Annotated in this window: 13 protein-coding genes; 11 read left to right on the forward strand and 2 right to left on the reverse strand. The window is 44.6% G+C overall.

Going from position 1 to position 14745, the window contains the following annotated elements:
• Nucleotides 1-24: 24 nt before the first annotated feature.
• Nucleotides 25-1167 (reverse strand): glycosyl hydrolase family 8, encoded by a 1143-nt coding sequence (locus M1D71_RS13580; protein WP_458126888.1) that lies wholly within the window; start codon nt 1165-1167, stop codon nt 25-27.
• 289 nt (nt 1168-1456) lie between these two features.
• On the opposite strand from M1D71_RS13580, the gene M1D71_RS13585 reads away from it, so the two are divergent.
• The 10 genes from M1D71_RS13585 to M1D71_RS13630 all read left to right on the forward strand — a co-directional run bounded on the left by M1D71_RS13585 (nt 1457) and on the right by M1D71_RS13630 (nt 12672).
• Nucleotides 1457-1768 carry a hypothetical protein gene (locus tag M1D71_RS13585; protein ID WP_458126889.1) on the forward strand — a complete coding sequence of 104 codons (312 nt, stop codon included), beginning with the start codon at nt 1457-1459 and terminating at the stop codon, nt 1766-1768.
• Between the two features lie 17 nt (nt 1769-1785).
• Entirely contained in the window at nt 1786-2553 is a 768-nt protein-coding gene (locus tag M1D71_RS13590) for an alpha/beta hydrolase (RefSeq protein ID WP_458126890.1), read from the forward strand.
• A gap of 30 nt (nt 2554-2583) precedes the next feature.
• Nucleotides 2584-3219: a glycoside hydrolase family 11 protein gene (locus M1D71_RS13595; protein ID WP_458126891.1), complete on the forward strand. Its 636-nt coding sequence runs from the start codon at nt 2584-2586 to the stop codon at nt 3217-3219.
• 135 nt (nt 3220-3354) lie between these two features.
• Nucleotides 3355-4194, forward strand: a complete 840-nt coding sequence (locus tag M1D71_RS13600; protein WP_458126892.1) for a formylglycine-generating enzyme family protein — start codon at nt 3355-3357, stop codon at nt 4192-4194.
• A gap of 239 nt (nt 4195-4433) precedes the next feature.
• Nucleotides 4434-5546 carry a response regulator transcription factor gene (locus tag M1D71_RS13605; protein WP_458126893.1) on the forward strand — a complete coding sequence of 371 codons (1113 nt, stop codon included), beginning with the start codon at nt 4434-4436 and terminating at the stop codon, nt 5544-5546.
• Between the two features lie 4 nt (nt 5547-5550).
• The gene (locus tag M1D71_RS13610; protein WP_458126894.1) at nt 5551-7338 is read left to right on the forward strand and encodes a sensor histidine kinase; all 1788 of its coding nucleotides are present in this window, start codon (nt 5551-5553) and stop codon (nt 7336-7338) included.
• Nucleotides 7339-7344: 6 nt separating this feature from the next.
• A complete protein-coding gene (locus M1D71_RS13615; protein ID WP_458126895.1) occupies nt 7345-8886 on the forward strand; it encodes a response regulator in 1542 nt (513 codons plus the stop codon).
• 138 nt (nt 8887-9024) lie between these two features.
• Nucleotides 9025-10680, forward strand: a complete 1656-nt coding sequence (locus tag M1D71_RS13620; protein ID WP_458126896.1) for an ABC transporter substrate-binding protein — start codon at nt 9025-9027, stop codon at nt 10678-10680.
• Nucleotides 10681-10791: 111 nt separating this feature from the next.
• Entirely contained in the window at nt 10792-11757 is a 966-nt protein-coding gene (locus M1D71_RS13625; RefSeq protein ID WP_458126897.1) for an ABC transporter permease, read from the forward strand.
• Between the two features lie 12 nt (nt 11758-11769).
• A complete protein-coding gene (locus tag M1D71_RS13630; RefSeq protein WP_458126898.1) occupies nt 11770-12672 on the forward strand; it encodes a carbohydrate ABC transporter permease in 903 nt (300 codons plus the stop codon).
• 279 nt (nt 12673-12951) lie between these two features.
• On the opposite strand, the gene M1D71_RS13635 is transcribed toward M1D71_RS13630, so the two are convergent.
• Nucleotides 12952-13311 carry a winged helix-turn-helix transcriptional regulator gene (locus M1D71_RS13635; protein WP_458126899.1) on the reverse strand — a complete coding sequence of 120 codons (360 nt, stop codon included), beginning with the start codon at nt 13309-13311 and terminating at the stop codon, nt 12952-12954.
• Between the two features lie 314 nt (nt 13312-13625).
• Between M1D71_RS13635 and M1D71_RS13640 the strand changes: the two genes are divergently transcribed.
• On the forward strand, nt 13626-14729 hold the full coding sequence (locus M1D71_RS13640) for a Gfo/Idh/MocA family protein (RefSeq protein WP_458126900.1): 1104 nt from the start codon (nt 13626-13628) through the stop codon (nt 14727-14729).
• The last annotated feature ends 16 nt before the right edge of the window (nt 14730-14745 follow it).

Genomic DNA, 14745 nt, shown 5'->3' on the forward strand with positions numbered 1-14745 from the left:
CTTTATATATGGATATCATTTATGTCAAAAGATACGGTAGCGCCCACTCAGTGCTAACAGACTGAAGAAATAGAGACAATTGTCATAATAGCGGCGTTCGCCTTGTCGCAAAGGTGTGTTCCAGAACTGGTGCACATACTGGTTCGCATAAGGACCGTCCGCGGCGAGTGAAGCCATCGCATTGGTAGCGAGCAAACCTACAGGGTGCAGGGATGGCTCATCGAAGGGCTCACCCTCGATCGTATATCGTCGATAATCCGATACTTCAATGTCACTGAAGAAAGCCTGAATGCGGTTAGACTGCTCCACTTGCCAGCGATCCTTGCGGAACCACTCCCAGTCCAGAGCAATATTTGCCGCGGTTCGGTATGCATCACTATAGAAATGTCTGAAATCGCCATGAGGTTGAATGGGTGCAGGAGTCCCATCAAAATTGGCATATTCGGGTGAAAGTCCGGTTACCGGATGACATGCTGTATGCAGATAAGCCCGGCTTGCTGCCGCAGCCTCTGTCCAGAACTGCTGGTCACTCTCATCAGCGTATTTGGCAAACAATTCATAAAAATGGGGGAGATGGTAGGATGGATCGCTGAACGGTGTTTCCGGTATAAACTTGATCAGCTTCGTGTCCGGGTCCCACATCGGATCACCCTCGCCATGTTCTCCTTGATGCACACAGGCATGAAGGATGGCTCTTGCTTGTGCAGCATAATTATATGGCTCTGCTCCATCACCCCAACGATTGGAGGCAAAGATAAGAGCCATGGCAAAGAACTCCTCACCATCCGGTGCAGGTCCTTGTGACAAGCGAGTTCCATCAGGCTTGCAATGCCATGCGAAGTAATCCTTATATCGGCCCGTGGTATGCTGCATGTATGTTTTGGAGAAGTTCCAGAGTCGATCAAATTCCTCTTTTTTATCCATTTGAACAGCCATCATCATGCCATAAGACATACCTTCAGAGCGAACATCCAGATTACCGGTGTCCAGCAAATATCCTTTGTCCTCACCCATAGGGTAATATATCCGCGTATCTTTATCGCCATAAAACAGCTCGTTCCATGTCTCTTCCAATCTAGTCGTAATCTCATTCTCACCATAACCTAGCTTCAGAAACAGATTCGTATATGTACCCGTGTCCGATGCGCCCCGACCTGTGATATTCATGGGTCTCCTCCTTCGTTAATCGGTTCAATACATTATATCATTCGTCATACTATACAAATTAAAGCGTTTACATGAAAAATTATAGGTGTTCCATTAGAAGTGACATTTCACCCAAATTGAAATGATATAGTAAATGAAATCCTATACTTTGTCAGGTTGTTGTAAAATTATGTAAGATATACACTTTGAGAGAAGGCTCGCACTTGAAGTAATGAACATGAGAGCCGTGATCCTTCAAAAGTTGTTCGAGGGTTATCTGAATCTAGCAGGGAGGAGGTGATAGTGTAGTATGCTCCACGATTCAGGAGATGCCGGTGGAAACAAGGGACTCACTGCACCGCGCGATCCAGTGGGAGTAACAGAGTCGGCAAACGAGCCTGATATTGACTTTGGATCATATGGATATCGCGACATGATTAGCCGATCTCTTCTGAAGGCTTACATTGGTGGCTCGATTACCCATGAGGCAGGCGCAGCACCGATTCATCTTCAAAGTTACGCTTATCGGTCGTATGAGTCGTTTAAATTTATGTTTGCGCTTACAAAAGAAGGGCATGAACATAAACGCTTCACAATTTTGGGTTTTGGTTATGTGGATTAACTGAAAGGGGACTGTCGATGATCTCATCAGCAACAGCCGGATATGATCAATATCGGGAGAACATACCGCGCGGAGTAATCCAGACGGTGAACTATCCCTCCACAACGGTTGGCAATTCGCGTAAAGCGATGGTGTATACACCGCCAGAATTTTCTTCGGCCCATGCGTATCCTGTCCTATATCTATTGCATGGTATCGGTGGAGACGAAACCGAATGGCATACTCATGGTTCTCCGCAAATTATTCTTGATAATCTGTACAACGATAACTTGCTTGAGCGGATGATCGTTGTCTTCCCTAACGGTCGCGCCATGACGAATGACCGGGCTGAGGGAGACCTGTTTGATCCTGAGAAAATCCAAGCATTTGAAAGATTCGAATCCGATCTGCTTCATGATTTGATACCTTACATCGAGTCCAACTATCCTGCTCACACAAGTCGGGATCGAAGGGCAATTGCCGGTTTGTCCATGGGCGGAGGTCAGTCCTTGAATATCGGATTAGCCAATGTAGATCACTTCGCCTGGATCGGTGCTTTCTCCTCAGCTCCAAATACCAGAAGTCCTGAGCTGCTTGTTCCCGATCCATCGGAAGTGTCATCACGGCTCTCACTGTTATGGCTCTCTTGCGGGAATCAGGACAATCTCATAAACATCAGCCTCGGAGTTCACCAATATCTGACGCAACATGATGTGCCTCACATTTGGTATGAGGAAAGTGGAGGACATGACTGGCCCGTGTGGAAAAATGATCTGAATCTATTCTCGCAACGGCTTTTCAAGTAAATCTATTACAATATCAGGAGGTATTCTATTATGTTTAAATTCGGCAAAAAATGGTTGACCGTTGTTCTTGCAGCTTCCATGAGTTTTGGTGTCTTCGCAGCAACTTCCAGTGCCGCAACGGACTATTGGCAGAATTGGACAGATGGCGGAGGAACGGTTAACGCCGTGAATGGATCTGGCGGAAATTACAGCGTGAATTGGCAGAATACCGGGAACTTTGTTGTGGGGAAAGGGTGGACATACGGCACGCCTAATCGAGTGGTCAATTACAATGCAGGTGTATTTTCTCCTTCAGGTAACGGATATCTGACCTTCTATGGTTGGACAAGAGGCGCTCTCATTGAATACTACGTGGTGGATAGCTGGGGCACATATCGTCCGACCGGAACGTACAAAGGCTCAATGACTAGTGATGGTGGCACATACGACATCTATACAACGATGAGATACAACGCGCCTTCCATTGATGGTACGCAGACCTTCCCTCAGTATTGGAGTGTTAGACAGACCAAGAGACAGACTGGCGTCAATTCTACTATCACGTTCAGCAATCATGTGAATGCTTGGGCGAGCAAAGGGATGTACTTAGGTAACAACTGGTCCTACCAGGTGATGGCAACAGAGGGGTATCAAAGCAGTGGAAGCGCCAACGTGACCGTTTGGTAAGGTGTTGTAATGTAAGTTAAACATCTGTACCTGTATTTGGAATTAGATTCTTCCGGAAGCGTTGAGGACCGCTGTTCACCAGACTGACGGTCCTCGACGTTGCCGGATTCAAGCTTAGCAAAGGAGAATCGTTGAATGAGAAAGCTGGTATGGTTCACTTTAATCGCCATAGTTGTTAGTCTAAGTGCTTGTTCCGGGGGAAAGTCTGGATTAGACGATGATTTGGTATTCGTCGAGGGAGGCACCTTCAATAGCAGTAAATCTAGTCATTTGGAGAGAAATGAAACGCTGGACTCGTTCTATATTGGCAAATACGAAGTGACTCAACAAGAATGGATGGAGGTCATGGGGGAAAACCCGTCTGGCTTCAAGGGAGATGACCTGCCCGTTGAAATGGTGAGCTGGTATGATGCAGTGGAATACTGTAATCATAAGAGCATAAAAGAGAACCTGAAACCTTATTACAATATAGACAAAGACAACCATGACACGAATAATCACAATGAGAACGACAATATAAAATGGAATGTAACGATAAATGAAAAAGCTAACGGCTACCGTTTACCGACAGAAGCAGAATGGGAATATGCTGCAAGCGGAGGTCAAAAGAGCTTAGATTACACATACAGTGGAAGTAATAATCCAGATGAAGTTGCTTGGTACTGGAGAAATGCTGGTGACACTATACTGACTGGTGACTGGAGCTGGCCCGCAATTGAGAGTAATCGTAATCAAACCCAAAAGATTGGTACCCAGAAACCTAATGAGTTAGGAATCTATGATATGTCTGGGAACGTGAGGGAGTGGTGCTGGGACTGGTACAATGATTCGGAGAGTACCATACAATCCTGGCGAGTAGTAAAAGGCGGTGGCTGGATCGGCGGCGTCAATAACAATGAAATTTCATTCCGTGGCAAATTTGATGCGAATGGTTTTGGTCCTGATCAAGGGTTTCGAATCGTACGAGGAGAATAGCGTTTTTTTTCGAAAAGAGACCCTCCTACAGTTCGACCTATACTTTGTCATGTGAAAACTTATAATCTGTCAGGTTGTTGTACTCATTTGTAAGCGTTACACTTGGATGGTGAAGGCAGACAACGATCCGATTGTTGTTCTGCTGTTTAGCGTGTTCGAGAACAACTGGAATCTACAAGTAGATGTAGACAAGTGACAAGTTTCATATAGCTGATCACGAAGGAATGGCAGGTGAGCTAATGTACAAGGTTATTGTCGCGGATGATGAGCCGTTTATGCTAGAAGGATGGAGAACGATGATAGACTGGCGAGCTTGTGGATATGAACTCTGTGGAACAGCAACAGATGGAGAGGAAGCACTTGCTTTATTCAATTCTGTTGAACCGGATCTTGTCGTCACTGATATTCAAATGCCCGTCATGGATGGTCTGGGGTTGATTCATACCTTGCGAGAGGATCTCGCCTATACATCGAAAATTGTTATCGTTACAGGATACTCCGATTTTAATTACGCCAAGCAAGCCATTCGGTATCAGGTCGATCAGTATGTGCTTAAACCTCTTGTTCCCGAGGAAATCCATCAAATCCTGATGGAAATGATTGACCCTCTGGATAAACGCAGAGATGAGCTAAAACAGCGGGATAGCGCTTTGTTCACAGATGAAGCGTATAAAGAGCCTCTTCGTGATCAACGAATAACCGAAGCTTACGACTTGGAGCAATTGATGAAGGTCTCAAAAAACATCCTGGCAATGATTGAAGCAGGAGACACTTGTGGTATGGATACCGCAGTGAGTGAATTACTTCAGATGACTAAGAAAAAAGAGGTTTCGTTGGAATGGATACACCATGTCATTCGATACATCCATGGCGAGTTACTCCGAAAGTATGGCAAAAGGGAGGATTGCAGAGAAATACTATGTGAGAAAGAATGGCACGAGACTGCGAGTTGGTCTTCCGGCACATTACAAGAACTGTGTGTTCGGATGTCCGAACAATTATCCCAGTCAGATCTGAAGAAATTGGGTGCAGGGGGTATTGTAGAGGAAGCAGTTCATGAACTGAAACAAAACTACCGAACTAAAGTTAAATTGCAAGATGTGGCTAATCGTATTCACGTTAATTCTGCCTATCTGGGCCAGCAATTCAAGCGGGAGATGGGAGTCAGTTTCAGTGACTACGTGCATCAGCTGCGGGTTGAAGAGGCCCGTAAACTACTGAGACGTACCAACATGAAGATCACTGATATTGCATTCAAGCTGGGCTATCATGATGCTGAATATTTCACCCAAAAATTCAGAGCGCATACAGGGGAGTTACCATCCGTCTATAAAAACAAAAACCAAGGGTGATCATATGCGGCATAAATTATGGATGTTCCGTAAGGTTAATGATATTCCTCTCCGATCCAAATTTCTGCTCATTTATGTACTTAGCATACTCCTTCCCGTAATAACCATTAACATCTTCTTTTATCAGCGAACCTCCGCCGATATCAAGATTCGAGAACAGGAAAATCTGCGCAAATCCATCGACAGGGCGGCGGGGGAACTGCTGGGTATGATTGATGAGAGCGTTGCTCTAAGTCGTATTATTGCAGCAGACGATTCACTCTATGAGGCACTGGATCGGACCTATCGTTCACCCGTAGATTATTACAACGAGTATCATGCTTTTCTGCGAGATAAATTAACACGTTATATGTCGGCCAATATTCTGGAAGTGCGGATCTATACCGAAAACGAGACCATTCAGACGGGCAGTCATTATATCGTCATGAAAGACAAGAATGTACTTCCTGGATTGAAACAGCTGAAATCGACTAGCGGCGGTATTCTAGTGGTGGATTATGTTGAACCATCCGGATTTAACGCAGGAAGAAGGATCAGTGTGATTGGCAAAATGGATACCTACACCTCCTATGCCAATTACGAAAAGTATTCCAAGATTGATCTGGAAGTGAGCAGGGTGTATAGCATCTTAAATCGTGAATCGGACAGTCTTCAGTTGCGTCTGGTGGACAGCAACAATCGAACAGTCGTTTCAAGCAGAGAATTCGGCGAAAACGATTTGTCACAACTTGTTGACGACGGGGGATCCAAGGAAATCAATAATTCTGCTTACACTCTAGAAAAGTCGTTGGGCAATCTTGCCTACCTGAAGGGCTGGAAATTGATTGGCGTTGCCGATACTCGTCATCTTGACCTATTGCTGCAAGAAGCCCGTAATTCAATTCTGGGGCTACTCGCAATAAGTATTATCGTCCCATCTGTGTTGATCACCATTATTTTACGATCCTATCACTACCGGATCCGCAAGCTCTCCAGACATATGGAGAAGGTTCGCAATGAGCGATTCGACCTGATTGAGATTCAGGAAGGCCGAGACGAGATTGGTGGGCTTATTCGTACATTTAACATCATGATCGGTAAAATTCATACCCTGATTAATGACGTGTATAAACTGGAGATACGACAAAAGGATTTGGAACTGGATCAGGTGAGGACCGAGTTATCCATGCTTCAAAGTCAGATGAATCCTCATTTCTTGTTTAACACATTGAATGCCCTGCTGGTCGTTAGTACGAAGAATGGATATACGGAAGTGATTGAGATTATTAAAAGTCTTTCCTTGCTGATGAGACAGTTGCTCAGTCATTCTGACAATCTGATTCCGTTGCAAGAAGAGCTTCAATTCACGAACCTTTACCTCCAGATTGAGAAGTTTCGCTTTGGAGAACTTTTTGATTACACCTTCGATGTTGACCCTGATGCAGCGTCGTTACTCATACCTCGCATGAGTATTCAGCCGCTCGTCGAGAATGCATGCAAACACGGGTTGCAGGCTCGGAAAGATGGAAGACAGATCAAAGTGATCGCGAAACAAAGCGCTGGTGAGCTGGATATTCAGGTAATCGATAATGGAATTGGTATGGATGCAGGTAGACTTGCCCGACTTCTGATCGATATTCGTTCTGAAAGACCAAGGAACGGGGAGCACGTAGGACTCCGCAATGTATATCGAAGATTGGAGCTCTTCTATGAAGGGAATGCGATCTTCAGTCTTAGCAGTGTACCGGGCAAGGAGACCACAGCGGGATACCGCATACCCCTTTCCAGGCTTGAACAGAGAAATAGGAGGTAGTCTCTCATGTATAAAGTACTGTTAGTGGATGATGAACCTTATGCCATTGAAGGTCTACAACTTCTGATTAACTGGGAAAAGCACGGCTTTGAGATCCAAGGCGTCTGTTCCAACGGGGAAGAAGCCATTCGGATGATGCAACAAGATCAGCCAGATCTCGTGGTTACTGACATCCGCATGCCAGTCATGAATGGTCTGGAACTCGTTGAAGAAGCACGACGTTTGCAGCATGAATCCATGCTGTTTGTCATTACCAGTGGATACAGTGACTTTAATTATGCCAGACAAGCGATCCGATTAGGTGTCTCCAATTATTTAACCAAGCCGGTGGACAGTGCCGAAGCGGAGGAGATGTTGGAACGCCTTAGTTTACATTTGCAGGAACGTGAAAAGCAGGAGCGTGTTCGGGAACTTGCCAACGAGCAGAGGAGCAAAGCTTTGCTATTGGCACTGGTCGAGGGTAAACAGGATTCCTTAGGGCAAGAGCTCTTAGAGCTCTGCTCTCGTTTGGATAAGTCTCATTGGGCATACCTTCGAATTACTTTTCAGGGAGATGTTCAGCAGGCCTGTTCAGGCGTCAAACAGATGGCGAATGAAACAACTTGTTGTTATGTAATAGAAAGAACAAGAGACTCATTCGGACTTGTATGGGGCGAGGATGCGTCAAGCAACACGGAGTCGTTGGCAGGAATTAAAGTTTTCGCCCAACTCTTAATGAATAAACTGCAAAATAACGGCTGTGATGAGATAAGAATCGCAGTCGGTTCAACGGTCAGCAATCTAGAGAAGTTGTCTGATTCATACCGCTCCGCTTTGGAGGTTGGACGTTATTTGTTTTTTAATCGGGACCGTCTATTGTTTGCTGATGATCTCGATCTGGAGAAATGGCAGTTTGATCCGGAAACGCTGTCCGACGTTGACCGCATTACCGATTTGCTAGAGAACGGTTCTATCGATGAACTTTCGTGTTCCATCAAGAATGCCTTTGATATGTTTATACAGATGAAGGCCGCGCCAGAGATTATACATATTTTCTCTACACACATTATGTTTCGGGGACTGTCCTTATGTAAAGAATTGGGGGGGATTCCTAATGCTCTGATGAGCGAGTCAGCGAGCGTTATTTTGGAGAAGAGTCAACGAAATATAGAAGAGGTTGCTTGCAATCTGGAACATTTCTGTTTGCAATGCAAATCAGAACTGGCTATTCTCCGGGAGAGACAAGTGGGAGGAACTCAGGCCTCAGTAGCTGAATACGTGCAGAATCACTATAAGGAGACATTTACGATCCAGGAGCTCGCAGAACGATTCTATATGAACCCGGTTCATCTGGGTCAATCATTCTTGCGCAAGTACGGCAAGGGTGTAATAGAGGTGGTACATGATCTGCGAATGGACGAAGCGAAGCGCATGCTCCGGGAGACGAACCAGACATCAAGTGCGATTGCAGAACAGGTAGGGTATCGCAGTTACCAGCATTTTCTTAGACATTTCGAAAAAAGAACAGCCATGAAACCTGTAGAATACCGGCTGAAGTATACGAATTGAGGCATTTAAGGAAAGAACCCTTCTGAACAATACCTAAAATTACAGGGGGGTGGACCTTAAATTCGTGTATTTTGTAACCGCATACATTTATTCATACTAAAAATAGTAAGACATACCACTTCCAAGGAGGGAAAGTACATGGGGGGACTTAAGAAAAAGAAGCTTTGGGGTTCCGTATCACTCGTTCTGGCTTTAAGTTTGGCACTGGCAGGATGCAGCGGTGACAATGAGAAAGCGACTACACCGGATGGTAAAGAGGTACTGAACATCTCGGCCTTTATCGGAACGCCAAATCAGGCGCCAGCTAAAGATAACCGAATCTACAAGAAAATCCAGGATGAACTTGGCGTCAATCTTGAGATGGAATTTCTGGTAGGTGATCTTCAACAGAAGTTGGGCGTTATGATTGCCGGTGGCGATTTCCCTGACCTGATCACAGCTGATACCAAATTGGTCTCAGCCGGCGCGGTTATTCCGCTGGAAGACCTAATCGAGGAGCATGCACCCAATCTGAAGAAGCATTTCGGTAAAGACTGGAATCGAATGAAAGACTCCAGTGACGGACATATCTATTGGTTACCCAACTATGGTGTGTATACAGGGGAGTTCATTAGTAACTATTACTCTGGCCCTGCCTTCTGGATTCAAAAATCCATACTGAAGGATGCCGGGTACCCGACTCCTAAAACGCTGGATGAATTCACTCAGTTGATCCGTAATTACGCAGCCAAGAATCCGACTATTGATGGTCAACCGACCATTGGCTTTACTACACTGGCTTCTGACTGGCGGACGTTCCCATTGCTTAATCCACCAGAGCATCTTACGGGTCATCCCAATGATGGTGGTGTGGTTGTAGATGAGAACGGCGTAGCAAGTGTTTTTGCCGACAAAGACATCTCCAAACGGTATTATAAGGAACTGAACAAAATGTACAATGATGGATTGCTTGATAAAGAAGCCTTTGTTCAGAACTACGATCAATATTTGGCCAAAATTTCTTCGGGTCGAGTGCTTGGCATGTTCGACCAGCACTGGAATTTCCAAGCCGGAGAAGACCCACTCGTAGCACAGGGCAAGATTGGCCAGACCTACGTAGGCTTCCCGCTAGTCTATGATACAAGTATTAAAGATCATTACCTGGATCGTCCGGTCATCAACTTGAACAATGGTTTTGGGATCAGTAAAGATGCCGAAGATCCTGTCGCACTCATCAAATTCCTCGATAAGCTTATGGATGAGAAGTACCAGAAGCTCCTTTCATGGGGTGAAGAGGGTGTAGACTATCAGGTGAATGAAGAGGGAAGATTCTACCGTACGCCAGAGCAACGGAAAGAGCAGGATGATCCGGCATGGAGATTGGTCAACAAAGCAGAAGGTTTCTACGCTGCGGCACCAAAGCTCGAAGGAACATTTGAAGATGGCAATGCGATTGGAGCGATCAACCAACCTGAGGAATTCTATGACAACCTCAAACCGGAAGATAAAGAACTTCTGGATGCTTATGGCTTCAAAACGTGGAGTGACTTCTTCTCCCCTGCACCAGAGAATCCAGTGTACTATCCAGCATGGCAGGTCGATCTGAAAGAAGGCTCTGATGCTGCGGTAGCGAACAAGCAAATGACAGACACTTCATTGAAATTCTTGCCTAAGGCGATCATGTCGAAACCGGATGAGTTTGATAACATTTGGAACGAATATGTAGACGCTTACAAGAAAATCAATGTTAAATCCTATGAAGACCGGATTAATGAACAACTGAAATGGAGAATTGAAAACTGGTCTGTTAAATAAAAAAATGCGGCAATGATTCCCTCGGAAGGTACCAATCAGAGGATTACTCCGAGAGTGCCTTCCGGGACAATCATGCATAATGTCGCTGCAAGCCAATAGGAGGAGTGAAACATGGCGAACACGCCTGGAGCCATACCGGAGCAATCTACCCGCACAGCCGTTGCCAAAACACCCATATTAAAACGGTTACGCGGACAAAGACAACTGATGTTCATGTCATTGCCCATCGTTGCGTACATTCTCGTATTCTCGTATTACCCCATTTGGGGTTGGGTTATGGCTTTTCAGAATTATAGTCCTGCCAAGAGTTTCTCCCAGCAGGAATGGGTCGGGCTCAAGCACTTCAAGTTTTTGCTGACAGACGATGCATTTCTAAATGTGCTTCGTAATACCATTGCGATGAGCGTAATCAATATGGTGCTCGGATTTGCGACAGCGATTATATTTGCCATTTTACTTAACGAGATCAAACATAAGTTATATAAGCGAACCATCCAAACCATATCGTATTTGCCTCACTTTCTCTCATGGATCATCGTGACAGGCATCGTGGCAAGTTCACTGTCTGTGGACGGCGGGATCGTCAATGTGGTACTCATGAAGTTGAATATCATTCAAGAACCTATCATGTGGCTCAGTGTTCCCGAATACTTCTGGGGCATTGTAGGTGCATCTCATGTGTGGAAAGAAGTAGGCTGGAATGCCATTATCTATTTGGCGGCCATCACTTCTATCGATCCTTCGCTCTATGAAGCGGCAGAGATCGATGGTGCAAACCGATATAAGAAAATGCTGTATGTGACCTTACCGGGCATCAAATCCATTGTTATCATTTTGCTGATCATGAATATGGGCTGGATCTTGGAAGCTGGATTCGAAGTTCAGTATTTGTTGGGTAACGGTGTGGTTGTGGACTGGTCACAGACGATAGATATATTTGTCCTGAAATACGGACTACAGATCGGGAACTACTCTTTGGCTACCGCAGCAGGTATCTTCAAGACGATAGTTAGTATTACGCTGATCTTTGCGGCGAATTCTATATCCAAACGACTCGGGGAAGACCGATTAATATAAGGGGGACTAGAGATGGGAATCAATAAATTTCGGCTTGAGCCGATTGTCTTCCATACGTTAAACGGTGTGCTGATGATCGCGATCGCGATTGTTACCCTGTATCCGTTTGTGAATACACTCGCCGTATCGTTCAATGCCGGTAATGATACCATCCGGGGCGGGATTTATCTGTGGCCTCGGGTATGGACAGATCAAAACTACAGGGCTGTATTTGCAGGAGGGACTATCTTCAGCGCCTTTGGTATCTCGGTGGCGAGAACGGTTTTGGGAACAGTCTTAAGTCTGTTTCTGACCTCCATGTTAGCGTACACATTAAGTCGAAAAGATTATATATTACGTAAACCAATCACCATTTTTGTTGTACTTACGATGTATTTCAGTGCAGGACTTATTCCAACCTACTTCCTGATGAAAGATCTACACTTGTTAAATAATTTCCTGGTGTATATTATTCCTGGACTAATCAGTGCCTTCAATATGATTGTTATTCGAACTTATATCCAGACACTCCCCGAAGGATTGATCGAATCGGCCAAAATCGATGGTGCTGGAGATTTCAGAACATTCATATCGATCATTCTACCGCTGTGCCAACCGGTTCTGGCTACCGTTGCTCTGTTCATTGCAGTCGGTCAATGGAATTCCTGGTTCGATACGTTTCTGTACGCCTCTTCCAAGCAAAACCTGAGTACCCTGCAATATGAGTTGATGAAACTGCTGTCTTCTTCCATGAACTCTAACAGCAGCGCTGCGGTTGCCAATGGTGCAGATCTTGGTGCTGCACGTAACATGGTCACTCCGGTATCTATCCGGGCAGCCATTACGATTGTAGCGGCATTGCCGATCCTGGTCGTCTATCCATTCTTGCAGAAGTATTTTGTTCATGGCTTGCAGCTTGGTGGGGTAAAAGAGTAAACTTAGATGCAGTTGCAGTTAACCGATCAAAAACGGTCACTATGGAGACCGTTTTTTTCATGGAAATAAAATCCAATTGGAAGGATATTGATAGTCAAGTTAGTCAGCTATTTATGAACTCCATTCAATAGAGGTAGGATATACGAAGCGCCGAGAGCCGCTATATTAGCGGCTTTTTTGGATTTTATTCAATAAATTGCAGCTAACCATGGATGTGATCAATGCGCCAAAAGAATTAAAACCAATATTATTGAATACGGCGGATGTTGACGTTTTATTCTAAGCTTCCGTTGTCTCACCGTATTCGTTACCGAAATCCGCCATCTTTTCAAGGATCGGAAGTAACTTCATTCCCTTGACTGTTAATGAATACTCGACCCGTGGAGGAACTTCCGGATATACATCACGTTGAATAACGCCATCATTCTCCAACTCTTTAAGCTGCTTCGTGAGAGAGCCTTGAGACAGATCTCCAAGGAACTTTTTGATATCCGTATATCGACGTGTTTCGTCTTTTAGATACCATAAAATAAAATATTTCCAACGCCCGGAAAGGACATTCTGAGTAAAAGCTATGGCGTACATGTCACTTTTTCCATCTATAAACTCTTGATCAAATCCTTCGTTGCATACTCTCATTGATATCACTCCTGATCCAAAGGTACAAAAAGATGTACTATGTTCATTTAAATTGCCCTCTTTGCAAACAAAACGAATACACCTATGATGGTGTCAACACCAAAACAATTTTAGTTTACCTAGAATGTGAAAGAATAATAATAATATCTTGATTCTATAGTTAGCAAGCTAAATAAATATATCATAGAAAGGAGTGACTGATAAGGGCATACAGCAAGTAGAAGGAAATAGGGATGCGTTGTTTAGATATACATGGTTGAAGACAAACTGATATTTGATCATACCGCAAATTATAACAAGGGAGATGTTTAATAATGAGTAAAAAAATTCGTACAGGAATCATAGGAGCTTCAATTAATAACGGATGGGCAAGTGGCACACATATTCCAGCAATTGAGCACCTGGATGAGTATGAGCTTACCGCAGTGGGAACAAGTAATATGGCAAGTGCAAAGGAGAGCGCAGAAGCTTTCCGCGCAGATCACGGATTTGATAACATCGAGGAGTTGGCTCATCATACCGATGTTGATATGGTGGTTGTTAGCATTAACGTTAGGGAGCATTATAATGCAGTCAAAGCCATCGCTCCCGCTGGCAAACCAATCTATTGTGAATGGCCCCTGGGTTCTAATACAGAGGAAGCGCTTGAAATGCAGGAATGGGTATCCTCTGCTCAATTGCCAAATGCGATTGGACTTCAGGCCAGACAAGCACCAGCAATTCAGTATGTGAAAGATTTGTTGGCAGAGGGCTATGTTGGGAATGTGTTGTCTGCCAACCTGAAGATCTCTATAGATGGCATGGGTGGCGTTGGTGACAAGTCGACTGCGTACTTGTTTGATCGGAAAGTTGGAGGGAATTTGCTGACCATTGTAGGGGGACATAATCTGGATGCCTTCACTTACATGCTTGGGGACTTTACAGAATTGTCTGCCACCACAGCTCAACAGTTTCCAGAAGTTAAATTGGTAGATATTCAGAAAGTCATCAAGAAGACGACGGATGATCAAATCATGATTACAGGAAAATTGACTAATGGGGCAGCAGCCAGCGTTCATATTCAAGGTGGAGTTAAACATCAGACTGGACTAACGCTAGAAATTTTCGGAGACAAAGGAACGATCGTGCTGAGTGCACCTGCATCCATTCAATTCGGATCACACCAATTACGCGGTGCAGGAACAATGGACAACGAACTTCGTGAACTAAGTATTCCCGATTCCTATTACGATGTTCCTGATTCACTTAAAACCGACTCCGGATTTGTTCTAAATATAGCTCAAGCTTATCGTAAGTTCGCCCAAGATATCCAAGAGGGGACATCCTTGACACCTAATTTCGCGGATGCGGTAAAACTTCATCAGTTACTTGATGCTGTCGAAAAATCAGCACAGAGCGGTGAACGTCAATATCTATAATCTTCAAGGAGAAAAA

Source organism: Paenibacillus sp. Z3-2 (assembly GCF_054161325.1).

Bases quoted from the DNA above. Each gene is read 5' to 3' on its own strand.
- M1D71_RS13595 (WP_458126891.1), top strand. From the start codon at position 2,584: ATGTTTAAATTCGGCAAAAAATGGTTGACCGTTGTTCTTGCAGCTTCC.
- M1D71_RS13640 (WP_458126900.1), top strand. From the start codon at position 13,626: ATGAGTAAAAAAATTCGTACAGGAATCATAGGAGCTTCAATTAATAAC.
- M1D71_RS13590 (WP_458126890.1), top strand. From the start codon at position 1,786: ATGATCTCATCAGCAACAGCCGGATATGATCAATATCGGGAGAACATA.
- M1D71_RS13605 (WP_458126893.1), top strand. From the start codon at position 4,434: ATGTACAAGGTTATTGTCGCGGATGATGAGCCGTTTATGCTAGAAGGA.
- M1D71_RS13615 (WP_458126895.1), top strand. From the start codon at position 7,345: ATGTATAAAGTACTGTTAGTGGATGATGAACCTTATGCCATTGAAGGT.
- M1D71_RS13620 (WP_458126896.1), top strand. From the start codon at position 9,025: ATGGGGGGACTTAAGAAAAAGAAGCTTTGGGGTTCCGTATCACTCGTT.
- M1D71_RS13625 (WP_458126897.1), top strand. From the start codon at position 10,792: ATGGCGAACACGCCTGGAGCCATACCGGAGCAATCTACCCGCACAGCC.
- M1D71_RS13585 (WP_458126889.1), top strand. From the start codon at position 1,457: ATGCTCCACGATTCAGGAGATGCCGGTGGAAACAAGGGACTCACTGCA.
- M1D71_RS13600 (WP_458126892.1), top strand. From the start codon at position 3,355: ATGAGAAAGCTGGTATGGTTCACTTTAATCGCCATAGTTGTTAGTCTA.
- M1D71_RS13580 (WP_458126888.1), bottom strand. From the start codon at position 1,167: ATGAATATCACAGGTCGGGGCGCATCGGACACGGGTACATATACGAAT.
- M1D71_RS13610 (WP_458126894.1), top strand. From the start codon at position 5,551: ATGCGGCATAAATTATGGATGTTCCGTAAGGTTAATGATATTCCTCTC.
- M1D71_RS13630 (WP_458126898.1), top strand. From the start codon at position 11,770: ATGGGAATCAATAAATTTCGGCTTGAGCCGATTGTCTTCCATACGTTA.
- M1D71_RS13635 (WP_458126899.1), bottom strand. From the start codon at position 13,311: ATGAGAGTATGCAACGAAGGATTTGATCAAGAGTTTATAGATGGAAAA.